This window comes from Pseudobacillus sp. FSL P4-0506 (genome assembly GCF_038003025.1).
In the GTDB taxonomy this organism is placed as follows: Bacteria; Bacillota; Bacilli; order Bacillales; family Domibacillaceae; genus Pseudobacillus.
This window is the reverse complement of the sequence record NZ_JBBOOI010000001.1, coordinates 376,745-401,359: the sequence shown is the minus strand read 5'-3', so window position 1 is coordinate 401,359 and position 24,615 is coordinate 376,745. Positions and strand designations below refer to the sequence as shown.

The following is a 24,615-nucleotide window of genomic DNA, read 5'->3' as shown; positions in this document are numbered from 1 at the left end:
TTATTATTATAAAATGCCAGAATAATAATTGTGACCATTTTTGCTATAAATCCATTTAGGCTGTATAATTAATGGTTGAAATGGCTACGATGCTAAAATAATAGTTCATCACGCGTAAAATGAGGTTTTCTTTGAAAAAACCTTTTTCTTTTTGTCTTACGGCAAGGCTGAATGCCTGGCTATAAGAAGTATATAGGCAACTAAAACGCTTGATTTGAGGGGTGAATCAGTTGGTAGGTCAACTAGTTCAGTACGGACGACACCGCCAGCGCAGAAGCTATGCGCGCATTAGTGAAGTTTTAGAATTACCAAATCTCATTGAAATTCAAACATCCTCCTATCAGTGGTTTCTTGATGAGGGCTTGAGAGAAATGTTTCAGGATATTTCTCCTATTGAAGATTTTACTGGTAATCTTGCATTGGAATTTATTGATTACAGTCTCGGAGAACCGAAATATCCGGTGGATGAGTCTAAGGAGCGCGATGTAACTTACTCTGCTCCGCTTCGAGTTAAAGTCCGTCTTTTAAATAAAGAGACTGGTGAAGTGAAGGATCAGGAAGTATTCATGGGCGACTTCCCGCTTATGACTGAAACAGGAACATTTATTATCAATGGAGCAGAGCGCGTTATCGTATCCCAGCTTGTTCGTTCTCCGAGTGTGTACTACAGCGGAAAAATGGACAAAAACGGAAAGCGTGGTTTCACTGCTACTGTTATTCCGAACCGCGGAGCCTGGTTGGAGTATGAAACAGATGCAAAAGACATTGTATATGTTCGTATCGACCGTACACGTAAATTACCAGTTACCGTATTATTGCGTGCTCTCGGGTTTGGCTCTGATCAAGAAATCATTGATCTTATCGGTGACAACGAATATATCCGTAATACGCTCGAAAAGGACAATACGGAGAGCACGGAAAAAGCACTCATTGAAATTTATGAGCGTTTGCGCCCGGGTGAGCCTCCGACAGTTGAAAATGCTAAGAGCTTGCTGATTTCCCGTTTCTTTGATCCAAAACGTTATGATCTTGCTAGTGTTGGACGCTATAAGATGAACAAAAAGCTCCATACAAAGAACCGTTTGTTTGGGCAGCGTCTTGCCGAAACGTTGGCAGATCCGGAAACAGGTGAAATTATTGCGGAAAAAGGCACACTTCTTGACCGCCGTGCACTTGATAAAATTATACCGAACCTGGAAAATGGTGTAGGCTTTAAAACTTATCGTCAATCCGGCGGGGTAGTAGAAGAGGATATCGTTGTTCAATCCATTAAAATTTATGCCCCAAATAGTGAAGATGAAAGGATCATTAATATCATTGGGAATGGCTTCCCAGAGGTAAATGTGAAACACATTACACCAGCTGATATTATTGCATCCATTGGTTATTTCTTTAACTTATTGTACGGAGTTGGAGACACAGATGATATTGATCATCTAGGTAACCGTCGCCTTCGCTCTGTCGGCGAATTGCTTCAAAATCAATTCCGAATTGGATTATCTCGTATGGAACGTGTTGTTCGCGAACGAATGTCCATTCAAGATACAAATACAATTACACCACAACAATTAATTAATATCCGGCCGGTTATTGCTTCAATCAAAGAGTTCTTTGGAAGCTCCCAGCTTTCACAGTTCATGGATCAAACCAACCCGCTGGCTGAATTAACGCATAAGCGTCGTTTATCAGCGCTTGGACCTGGTGGATTAACAAGGGAACGTGCAGGATTTGAAGTGCGTGACGTTCACTATTCCCACTATGGCCGTATGTGTCCGATTGAAACACCTGAGGGACCGAATATCGGATTGATCAACTCGCTCTCTACTTACGCAAAGGTTAATCGTTTCGGCTTTATTGAAACTCCTTACCGGAAAGTAGATCCGGATACAGGAAGAGTAACAGATCGTATTGACTATTTAACAGCTGACGAAGAAGATAACTATGTAGTGGCTCAAGCGAATGTTCGTCTCAACGAAGACGGTTCGTTCGCCGATGAAGAAGTAGTTGCTCGCTTCCGAAGCGAAAACACAGTTGTAAAGCGTGAGCGCGTGGACTACATGGACGTATCTCCAAAACAGGTAGTGTCTGCTGCAACAGCTTGTATTCCTTTCTTAGAAAACGATGACTCCAACCGTGCGTTAATGGGAGCGAACATGCAACGTCAGGCCGTGCCTTTAATGCAGCCGGAAGCGCCAATTGTTGGTACTGGAATGGAATATGTTTCAGGAAAAGACTCTGGAGCCGCAGTTATCTGTAAGCGAGAAGGAATTGTGGAGCATGTAGAAGCGAGAGAAATCTGGGTGCGTCGCATTGAAGAGATAGATGGAAAAGAAGTAAAAGGTGACCTTGATAAATATCGCCTGCTTAAATTTATTCGCTCTAACCAAGGTACATGCTATAACCAGCGTCCGATCGTTAGTGTCGGCGACCGTGTGACAAAGGGTGAAATCCTTGCTGACGGCCCTTCCATGGAAAAAGGGGAGCTTGCTTTAGGTCGAAATGTAATGGTTGGCTTCATGACATGGGATGGTTATAACTATGAGGATGCCATCATCATGAGCGAACGTCTCGTAAAAGATGATGTGTACACTTCCATCCACATTGAAGAATACGAGTCAGAGTCACGCGATACAAAACTCGGACCAGAAGAAATCACTCGTGATATTCCAAACGTTGGGGAAGATGCGCTTCGCAACCTTGACGAACGTGGAATCATTCGCATCGGGGCTGAAGTGAAAGATGGGGATCTTCTCGTCGGAAAAGTAACGCCAAAAGGCGTCACTGAATTGACTGCGGAAGAACGACTTCTACATGCGATCTTTGGAGAAAAAGCGCGTGAAGTGCGGGATACATCTTTACGGGTGCCACATGGCGGCGGCGGAATCGTCCTTGATGTGAAAGTGTTTAATCGCGAGGACGGCGATGAATTGCCACCAGGTGTGAATCAGCTCGTCCGCGTGTATATCGTTCAGAAACGTAAAATCTCTGAAGGGGATAAAATGGCCGGACGCCACGGAAACAAAGGGGTTATCTCCCGGATCTTACCGGAAGAAGACATGCCTTTCCTTCCTGACGGCACACCGATCGATATTATGTTAAACCCACTAGGGGTACCTTCACGGATGAACATCGGACAGGTAATGGAGCTTCACTTAGGTATGGCAGCTCGTTACTTAGGATTGCATGTAGCTACTCCGGTATTCGATGGAGCAACGGAAGACGATGTATGGGAAACAATTGAAGAAGCTGGCATGTCCAGGGATGCAAAAACGGTCCTTTATGACGGCCGTAGCGGAGAGCCATTCGATAACCGTGTATCTGTTGGTATCATGTACATGATCAAGCTTGCTCACATGGTTGACGATAAACTTCATGCCCGCTCAACAGGGCCTTACTCTCTTGTTACCCAGCAGCCGCTCGGAGGTAAAGCTCAGTTCGGTGGTCAGCGTTTTGGAGAGATGGAAGTATGGGCACTTGAAGCTTATGGTGCGGCTTATACACTTCAAGAAATTCTTACTGTCAAATCCGATGATATTGTTGGTCGTGTGAAAACATATGAGGCAATTGTCAAAGGTGAAAATGTTCCGGAACCAGGAGTTCCAGAATCATTTAAAGTTTTGATTAAAGAACTTCAAAGTTTGGGAATGGACGTCAAGATTATGTCCGGAGACGACCAGGAAATTGAAATGCGTGATTTAGAAGATGAGGATGACGTTCAGCAGGCAGATACATTAAATATCGCTCCTGAAGAAAACTTATCTGAAAAAGTAAGTTCAACGGATTAATTAATTAACAGGCCGGGGAATTCCAATAGCTTTCTCCGGCTATCTTTAATAAATAGCGGTTTAAGCATACTCGTTAGAACCTGTAGACTGAAAGGGAGGTAGGCCCCTTGCTAGATGTAAACAATTTTGAATACATGAAAATCGGTCTGGCATCACCAGACAAGATTAGATCATGGTCATACGGTGAAGTGAAGAAACCGGAAACGATTAACTATCGTACATTAAAGCCAGAAAAAGATGGATTGTTTTGTGAGCGTATTTTCGGACCTACAAAAGACTGGGAATGTCATTGTGGGAAATATAAGAGAGTACGCTATAAAGGCGTTGTCTGTGACCGCTGTGGCGTAGAAGTAACAAAAGCAAAAGTTCGTCGCGAGCGCATGGGTCATATTGAATTGGCGGCTCCTGTTTCACATATTTGGTATTTCAAAGGTATTCCAAGCCGTATGGGGCTAGTGCTTGATATGTCCCCACGTGCACTTGAGGAAGTTATTTACTTTGCTTCTTATGTTGTAACCGAAGCTGGTGATACTGCGCTTGAGAAAAAGCAATTACTTTCTGAAAAAGAATACCGTGCTTATCGTGAAAAGTACGGAAATAAATTTCAGGCATCTATGGGTGCAGAAGCGATTAAAAAGCTGCTCCAAGACATTGATCTTGAAAAAGAAGTGGATTTCCTAAAAGAAGAATTAAAGAGTGCACAAGGCCAGCGCCGGACAAGAGCGATCAAACGTCTTGAAGTTATCGAAGCGTTCCGCCACTCCGGCAACAACCCGAGCTGGATGATTTTGGATGTTCTTCCTGTCATTCCGCCGGAGCTTCGCCCGATGGTACAGCTTGATGGTGGTCGTTTTGCCACTTCTGATTTAAATGATTTATATCGCCGAGTGATTAACCGGAACAACCGCTTGAAGCGTTTGCTTGATCTCGGAGCTCCAAGCATTATTGTTCAAAATGAAAAGCGGATGCTGCAAGAAGCAGTAGATGCATTAATTGATAATGGTCGCCGCGGCCGTCCTGTTACAGGGCCAGGTAACCGTCCGTTAAAGTCCCTTTCTCATATGCTGAAAGGAAAGCAAGGGCGTTTCCGTCAAAACCTGTTAGGAAAACGTGTTGACTATTCAGGCCGTTCGGTTATTGTCGTTGGACCGAATCTGAAAATGTATCAATGTGGCCTTCCAAAAGAAATGGCACTTGAATTGTTTAAGCCATTTGTTATGAAGGAACTGGTTGAAAAAGGCCTAGCTCATAACATTAAAAGTGCGAAACGTAAAATTGAACGCGTGCAGCCGGAAGTATGGGATGTGCTAGAAGAAGTAATCAAGGAGCACCCTGTTCTTTTAAACCGGGCACCGACGCTTCACCGTCTTGGTATTCAAGCATTTGAACCTACATTAGTAGAGGGACGCGCAATCCGTCTTCACCCGCTCGTTTGTACAGCATACAACGCGGACTTTGATGGAGACCAAATGGCCGTGCACGTGCCGTTGTCAGCAGAAGCTCAGGCAGAAGCCCGGATGTTAATGCTGGCTGCTCAAAATATCTTGAATCCAAAAGACGGAAAGCCAGTTGTTACTCCTTCTCAGGACATGGTATTAGGAAACTACTACCTCACTCTTGAGCGTGAAGATGCTATCGGCGAAGGAATGATTTTTAAAGATGTAGATGAAGCACTAATTGCCTATCAAAATGGTTATGTTCATCTTCATACGAGAGTAGCTGTCGCTGCCTCTGCTTTAAACAATCAAACATTTACTGAAGAGCAAAATAAAAAGCTGTTAATTACAACAGTCGGAAAGATGATTTTTAATGAAATTCTTCCGGACACATTCCCTTACATTAACGAGCCAACAAATACAAACCTGGTAGAGAAAACACCAGAGAAGTACTTTGTTGAGCCGACAGAAAATGTAAAAGAATATATTGAAAAGCAAGAGCTTATTGCTCCATTCAAGAAAAAAATCCTTGGAAATATCATTGCGGAAGTATTTAAACGTTTTAAAATTACAGAAACGTCCAAAATGCTTGACCGCATGAAGGACTTAGGATTTAAGCACTCTACGAAGGCTGGTATCACGGTAGGTGTCGCAGATATCGTAGTATTAGGCGAAAAAGAACAAATCTTGAAAGAAGCACAGTCAAAAGTTGATAATGTTATGAAGCAATTCAGACGTGGTTTAATCACGGAAGAAGAACGCTATGATCGCGTTATTTCTATCTGGAGTGCAGCTAAAGACACGATTCAAGGTAAATTGATGGCTTCCCTAGATAAGCGCAACCCAATCTTCATGATGAGTGACTCAGGGGCCCGTGGTAACGCGTCTAACTTTACTCAGCTTGCAGGGATGCGCGGTCTGATGGCGAACCCGGCTGGTCGGATTATCGAACTTCCGATCAAGTCAAGTTTCCGTGAAGGCTTAACCGTATTGGAATACTTTATTTCTACACATGGAGCGCGTAAAGGTCTAGCAGATACGGCTCTTAAAACGGCTGACTCTGGTTACTTGACTCGTCGTCTTGTAGATGTGGCTCAAGATGTAATTGTCCGTGAAGATGATTGTGGAACCGACCGCGGTCTTCTGATTCGTTCGATTAAAGAAGGAACAGAAATCATTGAACCGCTGGAAGAGCGTCTTGTTGGCCGTTATGCTAGAAAGACAATTGCTCATCCTGAAACCGGGGAAATCATTGCAAGAGAAAATGACCTGATAGATGAGGACATGGCAAGTGTCATTATTAACGCAGGCATTGAAGAGGTATGGATTCGCTCCGCCTTTACTTGTAACACCCGTCACGGCGTATGTAAAAAATGTTACGGACGCAACCTTGCAACTGGACAACAAGTGGAGGTCGGCGAAGCAGTTGGTATCATCGCTGCCCAATCAATTGGTGAACCAGGTACACAGTTGACGATGCGTACATTCCATACAGGTGGGGTAGCCGGAGACGATATTACTCAAGGTTTGCCTCGTATTCAGGAGTTGTTTGAAGCGCGTAATCCAAAAGGTCAGGCAGTTATTTCTGAAATTGACGGTGTTGTGACCGCAATTAATGAAGGCCGTGATCGCCAGCAGGAAATCGTTCTTCAAAGCGATGTAGAAAGCCGCACATATACGGCTCCATACACAGCTCGCTTGAAAGTAGCTGTTAACGATCAAGTAAAACGAGGCCAAGAACTGACAGAGGGTTCTATCGATCCGAAAGAATACTTGAAAATTACCGATGTTTCTTCCGTTCAGGAGTACTTGTTGCGCGAAGTGCAAAAAGTATACCGGATGCAAGGGGTAGAAATCGGTGACAAGCATATTGAAGTAATGGTACGACAGATGCTTCGTAAAGTGCGTGTTCTTGATGCTGGAGAAACGGATGTTCTGCCAGGCAGCCTGCTTGAAATTCATCAATTTAGAGATGCCAATGAGCAAGCGTTGCTTGAGGGCAAAATGCCAGCAACAGGAAGACCAGTTCTTCTTGGTATTACGAAAGCATCCCTTGAGACAGATTCGTTCCTATCTGCGGCATCCTTCCAAGAAACAACCCGCGTGTTGACAGATGCAGCGATTAAAGGAAAACGCGATGAACTTTTAGGTTTGAAAGAGAACGTTATTATCGGAAAACTTGTTCCAGCTGGAACGGGCATGCAGCGATATCGTAACTCTGAGCCAGTATTAGCAACATCTGAAGAATCTGTAACAGTAGAATAATAAATATGCGCTAAAAAGGTCTGTGAATACTTACCTTTTCAGCAAATTATATGTCCGGGGCCGGCTTTTCCGGCTCCGGCATAATAATTTATTTTCATAGTTGACATTTAAAAACATGAATGATAATATAATCAAGGTGCTCCTATGAACCTTGTTACTTTGGAGGATGTTTACATGTCTTATGATAAAGTAGCGAAGGCGCAAACCTTGGCGATAGGAACAAAACAAACAGTGAGAGCTCTTGAAAGAAATCAAGCACAGCAAGTAACGATCGCTGCTGATGCCAATCCCTTTTTATTAAAAAAGGTAGAAGAACTGGCCAAACAAAAAGCAGTGCCGATTACTTATGTGGATTCTATGCTAAAACTAGGAAAAACATGTGGGATTGATGTCAAGGCAGCTGCTGTTGCTATTATTAATGAATAATGTTTTTGCATGAAAGTGCAAAGACTTTGTTTTTAATTTTAAATGGTCCACCTGGATGTGTGGGCTTAAGAAAAAAGGAAGGGAGGATTTTTATATGCCTACTATTAACCAGTTAGTGCGTAAACCTCGTAAATCAAAATCAACTAAATCCAAGTCACCAGCACTTAACAAAGGCTATAATAGCTTTAAAAAAGCGCAAACGGATATTAATTCACCACAAAAGCGTGGAGTGTGTACTCGTGTTGGTACAATGACACCGAAAAAGCCTAACTCGGCTTTACGTAAATATGCCCGTGTTCGTTTGAGCAATGGTATTGAAGTGAATGCTTATATTCCTGGTATTGGACATAACCTTCAAGAGCACAGCGTTGTGTTGATTCGTGGAGGAAGAGTAAAAGACTTACCAGGGGTTCGTTATCACATCGTTCGTGGTGCGCTTGATACTGCCGGCGTAGAAACTCGTCGTCAAGGCCGTTCTAAGTACGGAATGAAGCGTCCAAAAGAAGCTAAAAAATAAAAACATTAATTTATAATGTAGGAATTACATGAAAGGAGGAACTTACATGCCACGTAAAGGTCCTGTAGCGAAGAGAGATGTACTTCCAGATCCGATGTACAACTCCAAATTAGTTACTCGTCTCATCAATAAAATGATGGTTGACGGTAAAAGAGGTAAATCACAAGCCATTCTTTATGCAGCATTTGATCTTATCCGCGAACGTACGGGGAAAGATCCAATGGAAGTATTTGATCAAGCCATTAAAAACATCATGCCAGTATTAGAGGTTAGAGCACGCCGTGTAGGTGGTGCTAACTACCAAGTGCCAGTTGAGGTTCGCCCTGAACGCCGTACGACTCTTGGTCTTCGCTGGTTAGTTAACTATTCTCGTCTTCGTGGTGAGAAAACAATGGAAGAACGCCTTGCGGCTGAAATCCTTGATGCAGCTAACAACACTGGTGCTTCAGTTAAGAAGCGTGAAGATACTCATAAAATGGCGGAAGCAAACAAAGCATTTGCTCATTACCGCTGGTAAGATTCTTTTTAAAACTATCTTAATTTAAGGAAGGAGAAAGACATACATGGCAAGAGAGTTCTCCTTAGAAAACACTCGAAATATCGGTATCATGGCGCATATTGATGCCGGTAAAACGACAACTACCGAGCGTATTCTCTACTATACAGGCCGTATCCATAAAATTGGTGAGACTCACGAAGGTGCGTCTCAAATGGACTGGATGGAACAAGAACAAGAGCGCGGTATCACAATCACTTCTGCTGCGACAACTGCTCAGTGGAAGGGCAATCGTGTAAACATCATCGACACACCAGGACACGTAGACTTCACTGTTGAAGTTGAGCGTTCCCTTCGTGTTCTTGATGGTGCAGTAACTGTACTTGATGCCCAATCCGGAGTTGAGCCGCAAACAGAAACTGTTTGGCGCCAAGCAACTACGTATGGCGTTCCGCGTATCGTGTTTGTTAACAAAATGGATAAGATTGGAGCAGACTTCCTTTATTCTGTTCGCACAATCCATGACCGTTTAATGGCAAATGCACATCCGATTCAACTTCCAATCGGTGCTGAAGATGAATTCCGTGGCATCATCGACTTAGTCGAAATGAAAGCTACTTTCTACGGCAACGACCTTGGAACTGAAATCGAAGAAGGGGAAATCCCTGAAGATATGCAAGCTCAAGCAGAAGAATACCGTGAAAAACTTATCGAAGCAATTGCTGAATTCGATGAAGAAATCATGGAAAAATATCTTGGCGGTGAGGAAGTAACAATTCCTGAAATTAAAGCCGCTATCCGTAAAGGCACAATCAACGTTGAGTTCTTCCCTGTACTTTGCGGAACTGCTTTCAAAAACAAAGGTGTTCAATTAATGTTGGATGCAGTTGTTGACTATCTTCCTGCTCCTACAGACGTACCAAGCATTAAAGGGACTCTGCCAGATAGCGATGAAGAAGTAACTCGTCCATCATCAGACGATGCACCATTCTCTGCACTTGCATTTAAAGTTATGACTGACCCTTATGTAGGTAAGTTAACGTTCTTCCGTGTGTATTCTGGTATTTTACAATCCGGTTCATACGTACAGAACTCTACTAAAGGCAAACGTGAGCGTGTAGGTCGTATTCTACAAATGCATGCGAACTCCCGTGAAGAAATCTCTGAAGTGCATGCAGGCGATATCGCTGCTGCAGTTGGTCTGAAAGATACGACTACAGGGGACACTCTTTGTGACGAGAAAAACCTCGTTATTTTAGAGTCTATGGAATTCCCAGAGCCGGTTATCTCTTTATCAGTTGAGCCGAAATCAAAAGGCGATCAAGATAAAATGACAACTGCTCTGCAAAAACTTCAAGAAGAAGATCCAACTTTCCGTGCAGAAACAAATCCTGAAACAGGACAAGTTGTTATCTCCGGTATGGGTGAGCTTCACTTGGATATCATTGTAGACCGTATGCGTCGTGAATTTAAAGTAGAAGCAAACGTGGGTGCTCCACAAGTAGCTTACCGTGAAACTTTCCGTGCTTCTGCGCAAGTAGAAGGAAAGTTTGCCCGCCAATCTGGTGGACGCGGACAATACGGTCATGTATGGATCGAGTTTACACCTAACGAAGAAGGTGCTGGCTTCGAATTCGAAAACGGCATCGTCGGTGGGGTTGTTCCTCGTGAATACATCCCAGCTGTTCAAGCTGGTCTTGAAGATGCATTGCAAAACGGTGTTATTGCCGGCTATCCATTAATCGACATTAAAGCAAGACTGTTTGACGGTTCTTACCATGATGTTGACTCCAGTGAGATGGCGTTTAAAATTGCAGCATCTATGGCATTGAAAAATGCAGCTTCTAAATGTAATCCGGTTCTTCTCGAGCCAATGATGAAAGTAGAAGTTGTTATTCCTGATGAATACCTTGGAGATATTATGGGTGACATCACTTCCCGTCGTGGACGTGTGGAAGGTATGGAAGCTCGCGGTAACGCGCAAGTAGTAAAAGCATTCGTTCCACTTTCTGAAATGTTTGGTTATGCTACTTCACTACGTTCCAATACACAAGGTCGCGGAACTTATTCTATGCACTTTGACCATTATGAAGAGGTGCCAAAATCAGTTTCCGAAGAAATCATCAAGAAAAATAAAGGTCAATAATTGATTTATACTTCTTAATGAAGTATAAATACAATGTAAGCTTTGGTATCTTTGGAGACGGAATCACTTCCGCCTTCAAAGTCCCTATATAAATTAATTAATTTTGATAATTCAAAGGAGGATTTCCTAATGGCTAAGGAAAAATTCGACCGTTCCAAAACACATGCGAATATCGGTACAATTGGTCACGTTGACCATGGTAAAACAACTTTAACAGCAGCAATCACAACTGTTCTTGCTAAAAAAGGCGGAAGTGAAGCACGTGGTTACGACCAAATCGACAACGCTCCAGAAGAGCGCGAGCGCGGTATCACAATCAACACTTCTCACGTTGAATATGAAACTGACAAACGCCACTATGCACACGTTGACTGCCCAGGACATGCTGACTATGTTAAAAACATGATCACTGGTGCTGCGCAAATGGACGGCGGTATCCTAGTAGTATCTGCTGCTGACGGTCCAATGCCACAAACTCGTGAGCACATCCTTCTTTCTCGTCAAGTAGGTGTTCCTTACCTTGTAGTATTCTTAAACAAATGCGACATGGTAGACGACGAAGAACTTCTTGAGCTTGTAGAAATGGAAGTGCGTGACCTTCTTTCTGAGTACGAATTCCCTGGCGATGATGTACCAGTAATCAAAGGTTCTGCTCTTAAAGCTCTTGAAGGCGAAGCTGAGTGGGAAGACAAAATCATCGAGCTTATGGATGCTGTTGATGAGTACATCCCAACTCCAGAGCGTGACACTGAAAAACCATTCATGATGCCTGTTGAGGACGTATTCTCAATCACTGGCCGTGGTACAGTTGCAACTGGCCGTGTTGAGCGTGGACAAGTTAAAGTTGGTGACGTAGTTGAAATCATCGGTTTAACTGAAGAGCCAAAATCTACTACTGTAACTGGTGTAGAAATGTTCCGTAAGCTTCTTGACTATGCTGAAGCTGGTGACAACATCGGTGCCCTTCTTCGTGGTGTAGCACGTGAAGAAATCCAACGTGGACAAGTACTTGCTAAGCCAGGTTCAATCACTCCACACACTAACTTCAAAGCTGAAGTTTATGTATTGTCTAAAGAAGAAGGTGGACGTCATACTCCATTCTTCTCAAACTACCGTCCACAGTTCTACTTCCGTACAACGGATGTAACTGGTATCGTTCAACTTCCTGAAGGCGTAGAAATGGTTATGCCTGGGGACAACGTTGAAATGACAGTTGAACTTATTTCTCCGATCGCGATCGAAGAAGGTACTAAGTTCTCTATCCGTGAAGGCGGCCGTACAGTAGGCGCTGGCGTTGTAGCATCTATCCAAAAATAATAACGATTGACAAGCAGGCGGTTTCCGCCTGCTTTTTTATTTTTCAACTCTCTATTTCTTCTATTGATATGAAGCGATAGTATGTGTATAATAGTAAAAGTGTGCTAGGAAAGAAATATAGCAAATACTGTTGCATACATCGAAAACTTCGTGTATAATTAACAACGTTGGTTTTCGACAGCGATGATGCAGAAGGTTGCTGACACACCCGGCCGCTTTGCCATGGCGAGTGTCGTCAGGATATTTCTGCGGAGAATGTCTATTAGCAAATAGGCGGAAAAGGAGGGAAAATAATGGCAAAAGAAAAAATTCGTATTCGTTTAAAAGCATATGATCACAGAATTTTAGACCAATCAGCAGAAAAGATCGTTGAAACAGCAAAACGTTCTGGTGCTAACGTATCGGGTCCAATCCCGTTGCCAACAGAAAAATCTGTTTACACAATCTTACGTGCGGTTCATAAGTACAAAGATTCTCGTGAGCAATTCGAGATGCGTACACATAAACGTTTAATCGATATTGTGAATCCAACACCACAAACTGTTGATTCATTAATGCGTTTAGACTTGCCATCAGGCGTTGACATTGAAATTAAACTTTAATTACTATAAAAAATTATTAATTCAGGAGGTGTGACTCATGACCAAAGGAATCTTAGGAAGAAAAATCGGTATGACTCAAGTATTTGCTGAAAACGGTGAACTCATTCCAGTTACTGTGGTTGAAGCAACACCAAACGTTGTACTGCAAAAGAAAACGATCGAAAGCGACGGCTATGAAGCTATTCAGTTAGGCTTTGATGAAAAGCGTGAAAAGCTTGCAAACAAGCCAGCTAAAGGCCACGTTGCAAAAGCTAACACTGCACCTAAGCGCTTCATTCGTGAGTTCCGTAACTTCGGTGAAGAAGTAGAAGTTGGTCAAGAGGTTAAAGTCGATATTTTCGCTGAAGGAGATATCATCGACGTAACAGGAGTATCAAAAGGTAAAGGATTCCAAGGTGCGATCAAACGCCACGGACAAAGCCGCGGACCTATGTCCCACGGTTCACGTTACCACCGTCGCCCAGGTTCTATGGGACCAGTTGCTCCTAACCGTGTATTCAAAAATAAATTACTTCCAGGCCGTATGGGTGGCGAACAGATCACTATCCAAAACCTGCAAGTAGTGAAAGTTGATGCAGAGCGCAACGTAATCTTAATCAAAGGAAATGTTCCTGGACCTAAGAAATCTTTAGTGAAAATCCAACGTGCATTGAAAGTGAAATAATCGATTTTTTCTAGAAAGGAGGAAAAAAGAATGCCAAAAGTTACAGTATTAAACCAAAGCGGAGCTGAAGTTGGTGAAATCGAACTGAACGATTCCGTTTTCGGTATTGAACCTAATCAACATGTTTTATTTGAAGCAGTAATGATGCAACGCGCATCTTTACGTCAAGGAACAAGCAAAGTAAAAAACCGTTCCGAAGTGAGTGGCGGCGGTCGCAAACCATGGCGCCAAAAAGGTACTGGACGTGCTCGTCAAGGATCTATTCGTTCTCCACAATGGCGCGGAGGCGGCACAGTGTTCGGACCAGTTCCACGCAGCTACAGCTACAAATTACCGAAAAAAGTTCGTCGCTTAGCGATCAAATCTGCTCTTTCTTCTAAAGTTGTAGAGCAAAACATTATTGTATTGGAAGCATTAGCTCTTGATGCTCCAAAAACAAAAGAATTCGCAAGCGTATTGAAGAACCTTTCTGTAAACAGCAAAGCGCTAGTTGTAACAGAAGCGTTAAACGAAAATGTTGCACTGTCTGCACGCAATATCCCAGGTGTGACAGTAGTAGATGCAAGCGGCGTTAGTGTTTTAGATCTTCTTGGACACGAGAAGCTAATCATCACTAAAGCAGCTGTTGAAAAAGTAGAGGAGGTGCTTGCATAATGGATGCTCGCGATATCATTAAGCGCCCCGTTATTACAGAACATTCAACTGAAATCATGGCTGATAAAAAATATACGTTTGAAGTTGATGTGAAAGCTAACAAAACTCAAGTCAAAGACGCAATTGAAGAGATCTTTGGCGTGAAAGTAGCGAAAGTCAACATCTTGAACTACAAAGGTAAATTCAAGCGTATGGGTCGTTATGCAGGTTATACAAACAAACGCCGTAAAGCGGTTGTTACATTAACTCAAGACAGCAAAGAAATCGAACTATTTGAAGTTTAATTCAACATTATAAGAAGAGGAGGGAAATGACATGGCGATTAAAAAGTATAAACCAACGTCAAACGGCCGTCGTAATATGACGTCACTAGATTTTGCTGAGCTTACAACTGACAAGCCAGAAAAATCATTGTTGGCGCCTCTTAAAAAGAAAGGCGGTCGCAACAACCAAGGTAGAACTACAGTTCGTCATCAAGGTGGCGGCCATAAGCGTCAATACCGTATTATCGACTTTAAACGCGATAAAGATGGTATACCTGGACGCGTTGCCACAATCGAGTATGATCCAAACCGTTCAGCAAACATTGCTTTGATCAATTATGTAGACGGTGAAAAACGTTACATCTTAGCACCAAAAAACCTAAAAGTCGGAATGGAAGTTATGTCCGGACCGGAAGCAGATATTAAAACAGGTAACGCTCTTCCTTTAGTTAACATTCCTGTAGGTACAGTTGTTCACAATATCGAATTGAAGCCTGGTAAAGGCGGACAATTGGTACGTTCAGCTGGTACATCTGCACAAGTGTTAGGTAAAGAAGGAAAATACGTTCTTGTTCGTTTGAATTCTGGTGAAGTTCGTATGATTCTTGCTACTTGCCGTGCAACAATTGGCCAGGTGGGCAATGAGCAACATGAACTTGTTAACATCGGTAAAGCAGGTCGTTCTCGCTGGTTAGGCAAGAAGCCAACAGTTCGTGGATCTGTAATGAACCCGAATGACCATCCACACGGTGGTGGTGAAGGACGTTCACCAATCGGACGTAAAACACCTGTTACACCATGGGGCAAACCAACTCTTGGTTATAAAACTCGTAAGAAAACAAACAAAAGCGACAAGTTTATCGTTCGTCGTCGTAAAAAATAACGTAATTGCACTACGGTTCCTTTCGCGAACCGTAGACCAATTGCGAAGGGAGGTACCAAAATGGGCCGTAGCTTGAAAAAAGGACCTTTTGTTGATGATCATTTATTCAATAAAATTGAAAAATTAAATGAAGCTGATAAGAAACAAGTTGTGAAAACTTGGTCTCGCCGTTCAACAATCTTCCCTGCTTTTATCGGTCATACAATCGCTGTATATGATGGCCGTAAGCATGTTCCTGTTTATGTAACAGAAGATATGGTAGGACACAAACTGGGCGAGTTTGCACCAACACGCACGTACAAAGGTCACGGTAGTGACGATAAAAAAACAAGACGTTAATGAGAGGAGGGTATCCTGATGGAAGCAAAAGCTGTTGTAAGAACAGTTCGTATTGCTCCTCGTAAAGCACGTTTAGTGGTTGATCTGATTCGAGGAAAGCAAGTGGGAGAAGCGGTAGCTATTTTGCGTCACACACCAAAAGCTGCATCTCCTGTCGTTGAAAAATTACTTAACTCTGCAATTGCTAACGCAGAACACAACTATGACATGGATGTTAACAACCTTTTTGTTAAAAAAGTGTTCGTTGACGAGGGTCCAACTTTAAAACGTTTCCGTCCACGTGCAATGGGACGTGCAAGCGCAATTAACAAACGTACAAGCCACATCACAATCGTGGTATCAGAAAAGAAGGAGGGATAATTCGTGGGTCAAAAAGTACATCCTAATGGTTTACGTGTCGGTATCATCCGTGACTGGGATTCAAAATGGTACGCGGAGAAAGATTACGCAAGCCTTTTACATGAAGATCTTAAAGTTCGTGAATATATCGAGAGCCGCTTGAAAGATGCTTCCGTATCTCGAATTGAAATTGAACGTGCTGCTAACCGCATCAACATTACTATTCATACAGCGAAGCCTGGTATGGTTATTGGTAAAGGTGGATCTGAGGTTGAAGCACTTCGTAAGTCTTTAAATCAACTAACTGGCAAACGTGTTCATATTAACATCGTTGAAATTAAAAGAGCAGATTTAGATGCTAAACTTGTAGCAGAAAACATCGCTCGTCAATTAGAAAACCGTGTATCTTTCCGTCGTGCGCAAAAGCAAGCGATCCAACGCACAATTCGCGCTGGTGCAAAAGGAATCAAAACACAGGTTTCTGGACGTCTTGGCGGCGCAGATATCGCTCGTGCTGAACACTATAGTGAAGGAACAGTTCCACTTCATACACTTCGCGCGGACATCGACTATGCGCATGTTGAAGCTGACACTACTTATGGTAAGCTTGGCGTGAAAGTATGGATTTATCGTGGAGAGGTTCTTCCTACGAAGAAGAAGTCTGAGGAAGGAGGAAAATAATCATGTTATTGCCTAAACGCGTAAAATACCGTCGTGTGCACCGTGGAAAAATGCGCGGTCAAGCAAAAGGCGGCACAGAAGTAGCATTTGGCGAATACGGTCTACAAGCTCTTGAAGCCTCTTGGATCACAAACCGCCAGATCGAAGCTGCCCGTATTGCGATGACTCGTTACATGAAACGTGGCGGTAAAGTATGGATCAAAATTTTCCCACATAAGCCTTACACTGCAAAGCCTCTTGAAGTTCGGATGGGTTCCGGTAAAGGTGCTCCTGAAGGATGGGTAGCTGTAGTAAAACCAGGGAAAATCATGTTTGAAATTGCTGGTGTCTCTGAAGAGGTAGCTCGTGAAGCTCTTCGTCTTGCAGCACACAAATTACCGGTTAAATGTAAATTTGTAAAACGAGAAGAAATTGGTGGTGAATCAAATGAAGGCTAATGAGATTGTTGAATTAACCACTGCCGAAATTGAGCAAAAACTTAAGTCTTTAAAAGAAGAGCTCTTTAATCTTCGTTTCCAATTAGCGACTGGTCAACTTGAAAACACTGCTCGCATCCGTGAAGTACGCAAAGCGATCGCTCGTATGAAAACTGTTATTCGTCAAAGAGAGATCGATGTTAACAATCGATAATTGAGAGGAGGTTTGCACAATGAGTGAACGTAATCAACGTAAAGTTTATACTGGACGTGTTGTGTCTGACAAAATGGACAAAACAGTTACTGTTCTTGTAGAAACTTACAAAAAGCACTCTCTTTACGGCAAACGCGTTAAGTACTCTAAAAAATTCAAAGCTCATGATGAGCTGAATGAAGCAAAAATCGGTGACGTTGTCCGCATCATGGAAACTCGCCCGTTATCTGCTACGAAACGCTTCCGTTTAGTTGAAGTTGTAGAAAAAGCAGTTATTATCTAATTCATTATTGTTCGGATAGAAAGTGAATCCGAAGGGAGGTAACATAAATGATCCAACAAGAATCTCGTTTGAAAGTAGCTGACAACTCAGGAGCTCGTGAAGTGTTAACGATCAAAGTTCTTGGTGGCTCTGGCCGTAAAACTGCAAATGTCGGAGACATCATCGTCTGCACGGTGAAACAAGCAACACCAGGCGGCGTTGTCAAGAAGGGTGACGTAGTAAAAGCTGTTATCGTACGTACAAAACGTGGAATGCGCCGTAACGATGGATCTTATATCCGTTTCGATGAAAATGCGTGCGTAATCATTAAAGATGACAAGAGCCCTCGTGGAACTCGTATCTTTGGCCCGGTTGCGCGTGAATTACGTGACAGCAACTTTATGAAAATTGTTTCTCTTGCTCCGGAAGTAATCTAAATGAAAGCAATTTTATCAACTTGGCCATTCAAGGAGGTGCGATAAAATGAATGTTAAAAAAGGCGATAAAGTAATGGTCATCACGGGCAAAGACAAAGGAAAAACAGGCATCGTGCTTGCAGCATTTCCTAAAAAGGACCGTGTGCTTGTAGAAGGAATCAACATTGTGAAAAAACATGCTAAACCTTCTCAAGTAAATCCGCAAGGCGGAATTATTAGCCAGGAGGCACCTATTCACGTTTCTAACGTCATGCTTTTAGATCCAAAAACGAACGAACCTACTCGCGTAGGATTTAAAGTGGTTGACGGTAAAAAAGTACGTGTAGCAAAAAAATCTGGTGAAACTTTAGATAAATAATAAGTCTGTTAATGAAGGGAGGTACACTATATGAACCGCCTTAAAGCAAAGTTTAATGAAGAAATTACACCTGCTTTAATGAATAAATTTAATTACAAATCAGTAATGCAAGTACCGAAAGTTGACAAAATCGTAGTTAACATGGGGGTAGGCGATGCTGTTCAAAACGCGAAAGCACTTGATACAGCTGTCGAAGAATTAGCACTTATCACTGGTCAAAAGCCATTGATCACACGTGCTAAAAACTCAATTGCAGGCTTCCGTCTTCGTGAAGGTATGCCGATCGGAGCGAAAGTTACATTACGCGGTGAGCGTATGTACGAATTCCTTGATAAATTAATCGCTGTTTCACTTCCACGTGTACGTGACTTCCGTGGTGTTTCTAAAAAAGCATTTGACGGACGCGGCAACTACACACTTGGTGTGAAAGAACAATTGATCTTCCCTGAAATTGATTATGATAAAGTAAGCAAAATCCGCGGGATGGATATCGTAATTGTGACAACTGCGAACACTGATGAAGAAGCTCGCGAATTGTTAACTCAACTTGGAATGCCGTTCCAAAAGTAATCTCTATAAAAAGGGAGGCGAAAATGTGGCTAAAAAATCAATGATTGCGAAGCAAAAACGCACACCTAAATTTAAGGTGCAAGAGTATACACGCTGCGAACGCTGTGGGCGTCCACACTCTGTATACCGCAAATTTAAGCTTTGCCGTATTTGTTTCCGTGAACTTGCATATAAAGGACAAATTCCTGGTGTTAAAAAAGCTAGCTGGTAATACCCCGAATTGGGAAGGAGGTAAATAGAATGGTTATGACAGATCCTATTGCAGATTTGTTGACTCGCATTCGCAATGCGAACATGGTGCGTCACGAGAAATTAGAAGTACCTGCTTCTAATATCAAGAAGGAAATCGCTGAAATTTTAAAGCGTGAAGGTTTCGTACGCGACGTAGAATTTATCGAAGACAACAAGCAAGGCGTAATTCGTATTTTCTTAAAATATGGAGCGAACAACGAACGTGTTATCACTGGTTTAAAACGTATCAGCAAACCTGGTTTGCGCGTATACGCAAAAGCTGATGAAATGCCAAGAGTACTTAACGGTTTAGGTATTGCTCTTGTATCAACATCTAACGGTGTGTTAACAGATAAAGAAGCCCGTGCTAAGCAAGTGGGCGGAGAAGTATTAGCATACGTTTGGTAATATTCTTGTAATGAATGGAGGTGCAACATAATGTCTCGTGTAGGAAAAAAACCTATTGAGCTTCCAGAAGGCGTAACAGTAACAAACGACAACAACACAGTTACTGTTAAAGGACCAAAAGGTGAGCTTGTTAGAACGTTTAACAAAGATATGATTATTGAGATCGAAGGCAATGTCGTTACAATTTCTCGTCCTTCTGATTCTAAAGAACACCGCACTAACCATGGTACGACTCGTGCGCTTTTATCGAACATGGTAGAAGGTGTATCTAAAGGTTTCGAAAAGTCTCTTGAATTAATCGGGGTTGGATACCGTGCTCAAAAACAAGGAAACAAGCTTGTTCTGAACGTTGGATACTCTCATCCGGTTGAAATGGAGCCTGAAAAAGGTGTAGAAGTTGAAGTTCCTTCTAACACAAAAGTAATCGTTAAAGGGATCAGCAAAGAACGCGTTGGCGCTTTTGCTGCGAATGTTCGTGCAACACGCCCGCCAGAGCCTTACAAAGGCAAAGGTATCCGTTATGAAGGCGAACACGTACGCCGCAAAGAAGGTAAGACAGGTAAGTAATGTCGCTTAAGTAAACGAAAGGAGTGACCACAATGATTACGAAGCAAGATAAGAATAAAACGCGTAAAAAGAGACATGTTCGTGTTCGTTCAAAAATCAGCGGTACGGCGTCTCGTCCACGCTTAAATATCTTCCGTTCTAATCAGCATTTGTATGCACAAGTGATTGATGATGTGAACGGTGTAACAATTGCCAGTGCTTCTACAATTGAAAAAGACTTCGGTTTAGAAAAAACAGGCAATGCTGAAGCAGCTGCCAAAGTTGGCGAATTAGTTGCTAAAAGAGCGAGCGAAAAAGGAATCAAATCCGTAGTATTTGACCGCGGAGGTTACTTATATCATGGTCGCGTAAAAGCTTTAGCAGAAGCAGCACGCGAAAATGGACTGGAATTCTAATAAAGAAGGAGGGACAAATTAATGCGTCGCATTGATCCAAATAAACTTGAACTTGAAGAACGTGTAGTTACGGTCAATCGTGTAGCAAAGGTAGTAAAGGGTGGCCGTCGCTTCCGTTTTACTGCGCTTGTGGTTGTCGGTGACAAAAACGGACACGTAGGCTTTGGAACGGGTAAAGCACAAGAAGTACCTGATGCTATCCGCAAAGCGATTGAAGATGCAAAGAAAAATCTAATTGCTATTCCGATCGTTGGAACAACAATTCCACACGAAGTAATTGGCCGTTTTGGCGGTGGCGAAATCCTTTTGAAACCTGCTTCTGAAGGTACTGGGGTTATCGCTGGTGGACCAGTTCGTGCGGTACTTGAGCTTGGCGGAGTAGAAAACATTCTTTCTAAATCACACGGTTCAAATACACCAATCAACATGGTACGCGCTACTCTTGAAGGAATCAAACAATTGAAGCGTGCAGAAGACGTTGCTAAATTACGCGGAAAATCAGTAGAAGAACTGTTAGGATAAGGAGGGATTTACAATGGCTGAAAAATTATCAATCACCCTCACTCGCAGCTTGATCGGTCGTCCGAAAGATCAACGTGAAACAGTTAAAGCTCTTGGTCTTCGCAAAATGCATCAAACCGTGGAACACCAAGATAACGCAGCAATCAGAGGTATGATTAACAAAGTATCTCACTTAGTGACTGTCAACGAAAAATAATTTTAATCTAGAGAATAAGGAGGTGCACGAACATGAAACTTCATGAATTACGACCTGCTGAAGGTTCTCGTAAAACTCGCAATCGTGTTGGACGTGGTCCCGGTTCTGGCAATGGTAAAACTGCTGGTAAAGGACATAAAGGACAAAAAGCTCGTTCTGGCGGTGGTGTACGTCTAGGATTTGAAGGGGGACAAACTCCTTTATTCCGTCGCTTGCCAAAACGTGGTTTTACTAACATCAACAGAAAAGAGTATGCGATTGTTAACCTTGATGCATTAAATCGCTTTGATGAAGGCACAGAAGTCACACCAGAACTTCTTATTGAAACTGGTGTTGTCAGCAGCGAAAAAGCAGGAATCAAAATTCTTGCTAAAGGTAACGTTGAGAAGAAATTGACTGTAAAAGCTCATAAATTCTCTTCTGCTGCTCAAGAAGCAATTGAAGCTGCCGGCGGTAAGACTGAGGTGATTTAATGTTTCGCACAATCTCCAATTTTATGCGTGTGGGTGATATAAGAAGAAAAATTATATTCACCCTTCTTATGTTAATTGTGTTCCGTATCGGCACATTTATTCCTGTTCCGTACGTTAATGCAGATGTACTGAAGATGCAGGAGCAGGCAGGATTAATTGGTTTCCTTAATACTTTTGGAGGAGGAGCGCTGCAAAACTTCTCCATTCTTGCTATGGGAATTATGCCTTATATCACTGCTTCTATCATCGTTCAGCTTTTGCAAATGGATGTAGTTCCTAAGTTCACGGAATGGTCAAAGCAAGGGGAGGTTGGCCGACGCAAGCTCGCACAATTTACGAGATATTTCACAATCGTACTTGGTTTTATCCAGGCGTTCGGAATGTCTTATGGCTTCAACCGTTTATATGGCGGTATGCTAGTTGAGAGCAACAGCGTAGGCGCTTATCTCCTTATTGCACTCGTATTAACTGCGGGTACAGCCTTTCTTATGTGGCTTGGGGAATTGATCACTTCTAAAGGTGTCGGTAACGGAATTTCAGTTATTATCTTTGCTGGGATTGTTGCAGCGCTCCCAAATATAGCAAATCAGATTTATGCGCAGCAAATTGAAGGAGCGGGCGAGCAGCTCTTCCTGCGAATTGTCGTGCTATTATTGATTGCTTTGGCGGTGTTAGCAATTATCGTCGGTGTTATCTTCTTTCAGCAGGCATTGCGTAAGATTCCAATTCAATATGCCAAGCGTGTAACAGGAGAAGGCGGAATGGGAGCAAGAGGCGCTCAATCAACACATTTACCTTTGAAAGTAAATGCTGCTGGAGTTATTCCTGTCATTTTTGCGGTAGCCTTTTTGGTTACGCCGCAAACACTCTCGTCTTTCTTTGGTTCGAATGATGTAACAACGACTATTCAAAACATCTTTGACTACCATAAACCGATCGGTATGATTATTTACGTAACATTGATCGTCGCATTTACGTATTTCTATGCGTTTATTCAAGTCAATCCGGAGCAATTAGCCGATAATTTGAAGAAACAAGGTGGATACATTCCAGGCATTCGTCCTGGGAAAAACACGCAGGATTATCTAACAAGCGTTTTATACCGCTTAACATTTGTTGGAGCAATATTCCTGTCTGTCATCTCCATTCTTCCTGTATTCTTTATTAAATTTGCAGGTCTTCCACCAGCTGCACAAATTGGCGGCACAAGCTTGCTGATCGTAGTTGGAGTTGCATTGGAAACAATGAAGCAATTGGAAGCCCAGCTTGTCAAACGCCATTACAAAGGCTTTATAAAATAAAAGGCAAGCTGTTGCACGTCTCGAATCAGACTGAGGGGGGAAACACAAATGAATCTAGTATTAATGGGACTGCCAGGAGCCGGAAAAGGCACGCAGGCCGAACGAATTGTTGAAAAATATGGCATTCCGCACATTTCTACAGGCGACATGTTCCGTGCGGCGATGAAAGAGGGAACAGAGCTTGGACTAAAAGCTAAATCCTTTATGGATCAAGGCGCACTTGTCCCTGACGAAGTGACAATCGGAATTGTTCGCGAAAGATTGAGCAAATTAGATTGTCAAGACGGTTTTCTTCTCGATGGATTTCCAAGAACAGTTGCTCAAGCAGAAGCGCTTGAAGGCATCTTAGAAGCCCTTGGGAAGAAAATAGATTACGTTATCAACGTAGATGTTGATAAAGAAATTCTTATGGCACGTTTAACAGGTCGCCGAATTTGTAAAAGCTGCGGAGCTACTTACCATCTTGTATTTAATCCGCCAGCTGTTGAAGGCAAATGTGACCGTTGCGGCGGGGAACTTTATCAACGTGCAGATGATAATGAAGAAACTGTTCAAAATCGTCTGGATGTCAATTTAAAACAAACTGAACCATTACTAGATTTCTATCGGCAAAAAGGTTATTTAAAAGATATTAATGGCCAGCAGGAAATCGGCAAGGTCTTCGAAGACATTGACCAGCTTCTGAAAGGCTTAAATTAATGATCATTTGCAAAACCCCTCGAGAGATAGAGATTATGAGAGAAGCAGGACGGATTGTGGCTTTGACGCACAAGGAGCTGCAGAGGTTTATCTCTCCCGGTATAAGCACGAAACAGTTAGACGAGATTGCAGAAAAATTTATTAGACAGCATAATGCAATTCCTTCTTTTAAAGGGTATAATGGTTTTCGTGGCAGCATTTGTACATCTGTTAACGAAGAGCTTGTTCACGGCATTCCTGGAGACCGGGTTTTAAAAGAGGGCGATGTCATTAGTCTGGACATTGGGGCTAACTATCGAGGGTATCATGGTGATTCTGCCTGGACTTACCCTGTTGGCAACGTCTCTTCTGACGTCCAGCAGCTGTTGAAAGTAACTGAGGAATCGCTTTTTATTGGTTTAGAGGAAGCGAAGCCGGGTGAACGTCTTTCAAACATCTCCCATGCGATTCAAACATATGTAGAATCCTACGGCTTTTCTATAGTGCGTGAGTATGTAGGACACGGGATTGGTCAAAACTTGCATGAGGATCCACAAATTCCTCATTACGGTCCGCCTGGCAAAGGTCCAAAGCTCAAACCTGGAATGGTGCTTGCAATCGAACCGATGGTGAATGCTGGAAGCCGCTATGTAAAAACACTTGGAGATAACTGGACAGTTGTAACCCAAGACGGGAAAATGTGTGCTCACTTCGAACATACAGTTGCAATTACCGAAACAGGTTTTGAGATTTTAACTAAAGCCTAACACATAT

At 42.7% G+C, this 24,615-nt stretch carries 31 protein-coding genes; all 31 read left to right on the top strand.

The annotated features are described in order from the left end of the window. Positions 1–230: 230 nt before the first annotated feature. The 31 genes from rpoB to map all read left to right on the top strand — a co-directional run bounded on the left by rpoB (position 231) and on the right by map (position 24,608). Positions 231–3,785: a DNA-directed RNA polymerase subunit beta gene (gene rpoB, locus MKZ02_RS02005; RefSeq protein WP_120035854.1), complete on the top strand. Its 3,555-nt coding sequence runs from the start codon at positions 231–233 to the stop codon at positions 3,783–3,785. Between the two features lie 107 nt (positions 3,786–3,892). Further along, the gene (rpoC, locus tag MKZ02_RS02000; RefSeq protein ID WP_120035855.1) at positions 3,893–7,486 is read left to right on the top strand and encodes a DNA-directed RNA polymerase subunit beta'; all 3,594 of its coding nucleotides are present in this window, start codon (positions 3,893–3,895) and stop codon (positions 7,484–7,486) included. A gap of 174 nt (positions 7,487–7,660) precedes the next feature. Then, on the top strand, positions 7,661–7,912 hold the full coding sequence (locus MKZ02_RS01995) for a 50S ribosomal protein L7ae-like protein (protein ID WP_340851594.1): 252 nt from the start codon (positions 7,661–7,663) through the stop codon (positions 7,910–7,912). A gap of 94 nt (positions 7,913–8,006) precedes the next feature. Beyond that, positions 8,007–8,429: a 30S ribosomal protein S12 gene (rpsL, locus tag MKZ02_RS01990; RefSeq protein WP_120035856.1), complete on the top strand. Its 423-nt coding sequence runs from the start codon at positions 8,007–8,009 to the stop codon at positions 8,427–8,429. A gap of 46 nt (positions 8,430–8,475) precedes the next feature. Further along, the gene (gene rpsG / locus MKZ02_RS01985) at positions 8,476–8,946 is read left to right on the top strand and encodes a 30S ribosomal protein S7 (RefSeq protein WP_120035857.1); all 471 of its coding nucleotides are present in this window, start codon (positions 8,476–8,478) and stop codon (positions 8,944–8,946) included. A gap of 46 nt (positions 8,947–8,992) precedes the next feature. Next, positions 8,993–11,071 carry an elongation factor G gene (fusA, locus tag MKZ02_RS01980; RefSeq protein ID WP_120035858.1) on the top strand — a complete coding sequence of 693 codons (2,079 nt, stop codon included), beginning with the start codon at positions 8,993–8,995 and terminating at the stop codon, positions 11,069–11,071. 129 nt (positions 11,072–11,200) lie between these two features. Further along, the gene (gene tuf, locus MKZ02_RS01975; protein WP_120035859.1) at positions 11,201–12,388 is read left to right on the top strand and encodes an elongation factor Tu; all 1,188 of its coding nucleotides are present in this window, start codon (positions 11,201–11,203) and stop codon (positions 12,386–12,388) included. A 293-nt stretch (positions 12,389–12,681) separates the two neighbouring features. Further along, complete coding sequence (gene rpsJ, locus MKZ02_RS01970; protein ID WP_019394071.1) at positions 12,682–12,990, top strand: 30S ribosomal protein S10; 309 nt, start codon at positions 12,682–12,684, stop codon at positions 12,988–12,990. A gap of 37 nt (positions 12,991–13,027) precedes the next feature. Then, a complete protein-coding gene (gene rplC, locus MKZ02_RS01965; RefSeq protein WP_120035860.1) occupies positions 13,028–13,654 on the top strand; it encodes a 50S ribosomal protein L3 in 627 nt (208 codons plus the stop codon). Between the two features lie 30 nt (positions 13,655–13,684). Beyond that, positions 13,685–14,308, top strand: coding sequence for a 50S ribosomal protein L4 (gene rplD / locus MKZ02_RS01960; RefSeq protein ID WP_120035861.1), 624 nt, complete (start codon positions 13,685–13,687; stop codon positions 14,306–14,308). Then, positions 14,308–14,592 carry a 50S ribosomal protein L23 gene (gene rplW / locus MKZ02_RS01955; protein ID WP_049659359.1) on the top strand — a complete coding sequence of 95 codons (285 nt, stop codon included), beginning with the start codon at positions 14,308–14,310 and terminating at the stop codon, positions 14,590–14,592. Before rplD ends, rplW begins: the two co-directional genes overlap by 1 nt. A gap of 31 nt (positions 14,593–14,623) precedes the next feature. Beyond that, positions 14,624–15,454 carry a 50S ribosomal protein L2 gene (gene rplB, locus MKZ02_RS01950; RefSeq protein ID WP_120035862.1) on the top strand — a complete coding sequence of 277 codons (831 nt, stop codon included), beginning with the start codon at positions 14,624–14,626 and terminating at the stop codon, positions 15,452–15,454. Positions 15,455–15,514: 60 nt separating this feature from the next. Continuing rightward, entirely contained in the window at positions 15,515–15,793 is a 279-nt protein-coding gene (gene rpsS, locus MKZ02_RS01945; RefSeq protein WP_120035863.1) for a 30S ribosomal protein S19, read from the top strand. An 18-nt stretch (positions 15,794–15,811) separates the two neighbouring features. Further along, positions 15,812–16,153, top strand: a complete 342-nt coding sequence (rplV, locus tag MKZ02_RS01940; protein WP_120035864.1) for a 50S ribosomal protein L22 — start codon at positions 15,812–15,814, stop codon at positions 16,151–16,153. Positions 16,154–16,156: 3 nt separating this feature from the next. Continuing rightward, complete coding sequence (gene rpsC, locus MKZ02_RS01935) at positions 16,157–16,813, top strand: 30S ribosomal protein S3 (RefSeq protein WP_049659366.1); 657 nt, start codon at positions 16,157–16,159, stop codon at positions 16,811–16,813. 2 nt (positions 16,814–16,815) lie between these two features. After that, positions 16,816–17,250, top strand: coding sequence for a 50S ribosomal protein L16 (gene rplP / locus MKZ02_RS01930; RefSeq protein ID WP_120035865.1), 435 nt, complete (start codon positions 16,816–16,818; stop codon positions 17,248–17,250). Then, on the top strand, positions 17,240–17,443 hold the full coding sequence (gene rpmC / locus MKZ02_RS01925; protein WP_120035866.1) for a 50S ribosomal protein L29: 204 nt from the start codon (positions 17,240–17,242) through the stop codon (positions 17,441–17,443). Before rplP ends, rpmC begins: the two co-directional genes overlap by 11 nt. A 19-nt stretch (positions 17,444–17,462) precedes the next feature. Then, on the top strand, positions 17,463–17,726 hold the full coding sequence (gene rpsQ / locus MKZ02_RS01920; RefSeq protein WP_041101764.1) for a 30S ribosomal protein S17: 264 nt from the start codon (positions 17,463–17,465) through the stop codon (positions 17,724–17,726). A 47-nt stretch (positions 17,727–17,773) separates the two neighbouring features. Continuing rightward, entirely contained in the window at positions 17,774–18,142 is a 369-nt protein-coding gene (rplN, locus tag MKZ02_RS01915; protein ID WP_041101762.1) for a 50S ribosomal protein L14, read from the top strand. Between the two features lie 46 nt (positions 18,143–18,188). Continuing rightward, positions 18,189–18,500, top strand: a complete 312-nt coding sequence (rplX, locus tag MKZ02_RS01910; protein WP_041101761.1) for a 50S ribosomal protein L24 — start codon at positions 18,189–18,191, stop codon at positions 18,498–18,500. Between the two features lie 30 nt (positions 18,501–18,530). Next, on the top strand, positions 18,531–19,070 hold the full coding sequence (rplE, locus tag MKZ02_RS01905; RefSeq protein ID WP_120035867.1) for a 50S ribosomal protein L5: 540 nt from the start codon (positions 18,531–18,533) through the stop codon (positions 19,068–19,070). Positions 19,071–19,095: 25 nt separating this feature from the next. Next, positions 19,096–19,281 carry a 30S ribosomal protein S14 gene (gene rpsN, locus MKZ02_RS01900; RefSeq protein ID WP_001085700.1) on the top strand — a complete coding sequence of 62 codons (186 nt, stop codon included), beginning with the start codon at positions 19,096–19,098 and terminating at the stop codon, positions 19,279–19,281. A 29-nt stretch (positions 19,282–19,310) separates the two neighbouring features. After that, positions 19,311–19,709 carry a 30S ribosomal protein S8 gene (gene rpsH / locus MKZ02_RS01895; protein ID WP_041101755.1) on the top strand — a complete coding sequence of 133 codons (399 nt, stop codon included), beginning with the start codon at positions 19,311–19,313 and terminating at the stop codon, positions 19,707–19,709. A 30-nt stretch (positions 19,710–19,739) separates the two neighbouring features. Beyond that, entirely contained in the window at positions 19,740–20,276 is a 537-nt protein-coding gene (gene rplF / locus MKZ02_RS01890) for a 50S ribosomal protein L6 (RefSeq protein ID WP_340851576.1), read from the top strand. A gap of 32 nt (positions 20,277–20,308) precedes the next feature. Further along, the gene (gene rplR, locus MKZ02_RS01885) at positions 20,309–20,671 is read left to right on the top strand and encodes a 50S ribosomal protein L18 (RefSeq protein ID WP_120035869.1); all 363 of its coding nucleotides are present in this window, start codon (positions 20,309–20,311) and stop codon (positions 20,669–20,671) included. Between the two features lie 21 nt (positions 20,672–20,692). Then, positions 20,693–21,193, top strand: a complete 501-nt coding sequence (gene rpsE, locus MKZ02_RS01880) for a 30S ribosomal protein S5 (protein WP_049659380.1) — start codon at positions 20,693–20,695, stop codon at positions 21,191–21,193. Positions 21,194–21,206: 13 nt separating this feature from the next. Then, entirely contained in the window at positions 21,207–21,389 is a 183-nt protein-coding gene (rpmD, locus tag MKZ02_RS01875) for a 50S ribosomal protein L30 (protein ID WP_120035870.1), read from the top strand. Between the two features lie 32 nt (positions 21,390–21,421). Continuing rightward, positions 21,422–21,862, top strand: a complete 441-nt coding sequence (gene rplO, locus MKZ02_RS01870) for a 50S ribosomal protein L15 (protein ID WP_120035871.1) — start codon at positions 21,422–21,424, stop codon at positions 21,860–21,862. After that, positions 21,862–23,163 (top strand): preprotein translocase subunit SecY, encoded by a 1,302-nt coding sequence (gene secY, locus MKZ02_RS01865; RefSeq protein ID WP_120035872.1) that lies wholly within the window; start codon positions 21,862–21,864, stop codon positions 23,161–23,163. The genes rplO and secY overlap by 1 nt, the downstream gene beginning before the upstream one ends. A 48-nt stretch (positions 23,164–23,211) precedes the next feature. Then, the gene (locus tag MKZ02_RS01860; protein WP_120035873.1) at positions 23,212–23,862 is read left to right on the top strand and encodes an adenylate kinase; all 651 of its coding nucleotides are present in this window, start codon (positions 23,212–23,214) and stop codon (positions 23,860–23,862) included. After that, positions 23,862–24,608 (top strand): type I methionyl aminopeptidase, encoded by a 747-nt coding sequence (map, locus tag MKZ02_RS01855; RefSeq protein ID WP_120035874.1) that lies wholly within the window; start codon positions 23,862–23,864, stop codon positions 24,606–24,608. The genes MKZ02_RS01860 and map overlap by 1 nt, the downstream gene beginning before the upstream one ends. Positions 24,609–24,615 lie beyond the last annotated feature (7 nt).

Bases quoted from the DNA above. Each gene is read 5' to 3' on its own strand.
- rplP (WP_120035865.1), top strand. From the start codon at position 16,816: ATGTTATTGCCTAAACGCGTAAAATACCGTCGTGTGCACCGTGGAAAA.
- rplC (WP_120035860.1), top strand. From the start codon at position 13,028: ATGACCAAAGGAATCTTAGGAAGAAAAATCGGTATGACTCAAGTATTT.
- rpsL (WP_120035856.1), top strand. From the start codon at position 8,007: ATGCCTACTATTAACCAGTTAGTGCGTAAACCTCGTAAATCAAAATCA.
- rpsH (WP_041101755.1), top strand. From the start codon at position 19,311: ATGGTTATGACAGATCCTATTGCAGATTTGTTGACTCGCATTCGCAAT.
- rplO (WP_120035871.1), top strand. From the start codon at position 21,422: ATGAAACTTCATGAATTACGACCTGCTGAAGGTTCTCGTAAAACTCGC.
- rplR (WP_120035869.1), top strand. From the start codon at position 20,309: ATGATTACGAAGCAAGATAAGAATAAAACGCGTAAAAAGAGACATGTT.
- rplN (WP_041101762.1), top strand. From the start codon at position 17,774: ATGATCCAACAAGAATCTCGTTTGAAAGTAGCTGACAACTCAGGAGCT.
- rpmC (WP_120035866.1), top strand. From the start codon at position 17,240: ATGAAGGCTAATGAGATTGTTGAATTAACCACTGCCGAAATTGAGCAA.
- MKZ02_RS01860 (WP_120035873.1), top strand. From the start codon at position 23,212: ATGAATCTAGTATTAATGGGACTGCCAGGAGCCGGAAAAGGCACGCAG.
- map (WP_120035874.1), top strand. From the start codon at position 23,862: ATGATCATTTGCAAAACCCCTCGAGAGATAGAGATTATGAGAGAAGCA.
- rpmD (WP_120035870.1), top strand. From the start codon at position 21,207: ATGGCTGAAAAATTATCAATCACCCTCACTCGCAGCTTGATCGGTCGT.
- rpsG (WP_120035857.1), top strand. From the start codon at position 8,476: ATGCCACGTAAAGGTCCTGTAGCGAAGAGAGATGTACTTCCAGATCCG.
- tuf (WP_120035859.1), top strand. From the start codon at position 11,201: ATGGCTAAGGAAAAATTCGACCGTTCCAAAACACATGCGAATATCGGT.
- fusA (WP_120035858.1), top strand. From the start codon at position 8,993: ATGGCAAGAGAGTTCTCCTTAGAAAACACTCGAAATATCGGTATCATG.
- rplE (WP_120035867.1), top strand. From the start codon at position 18,531: ATGAACCGCCTTAAAGCAAAGTTTAATGAAGAAATTACACCTGCTTTA.
- MKZ02_RS01995 (WP_340851594.1), top strand. From the start codon at position 7,661: ATGTCTTATGATAAAGTAGCGAAGGCGCAAACCTTGGCGATAGGAACA.
- rplD (WP_120035861.1), top strand. From the start codon at position 13,685: ATGCCAAAAGTTACAGTATTAAACCAAAGCGGAGCTGAAGTTGGTGAA.
- rpsS (WP_120035863.1), top strand. From the start codon at position 15,515: ATGGGCCGTAGCTTGAAAAAAGGACCTTTTGTTGATGATCATTTATTC.
- rpsJ (WP_019394071.1), top strand. From the start codon at position 12,682: ATGGCAAAAGAAAAAATTCGTATTCGTTTAAAAGCATATGATCACAGA.
- rpsQ (WP_041101764.1), top strand. From the start codon at position 17,463: ATGAGTGAACGTAATCAACGTAAAGTTTATACTGGACGTGTTGTGTCT.
- rpsE (WP_049659380.1), top strand. From the start codon at position 20,693: ATGCGTCGCATTGATCCAAATAAACTTGAACTTGAAGAACGTGTAGTT.
- rplV (WP_120035864.1), top strand. From the start codon at position 15,812: ATGGAAGCAAAAGCTGTTGTAAGAACAGTTCGTATTGCTCCTCGTAAA.
- rplB (WP_120035862.1), top strand. From the start codon at position 14,624: ATGGCGATTAAAAAGTATAAACCAACGTCAAACGGCCGTCGTAATATG.
- rplW (WP_049659359.1), top strand. From the start codon at position 14,308: ATGGATGCTCGCGATATCATTAAGCGCCCCGTTATTACAGAACATTCA.
- rplF (WP_340851576.1), top strand. From the start codon at position 19,740: ATGTCTCGTGTAGGAAAAAAACCTATTGAGCTTCCAGAAGGCGTAACA.
- secY (WP_120035872.1), top strand. From the start codon at position 21,862: ATGTTTCGCACAATCTCCAATTTTATGCGTGTGGGTGATATAAGAAGA.
- rplX (WP_041101761.1), top strand. From the start codon at position 18,189: ATGAATGTTAAAAAAGGCGATAAAGTAATGGTCATCACGGGCAAAGAC.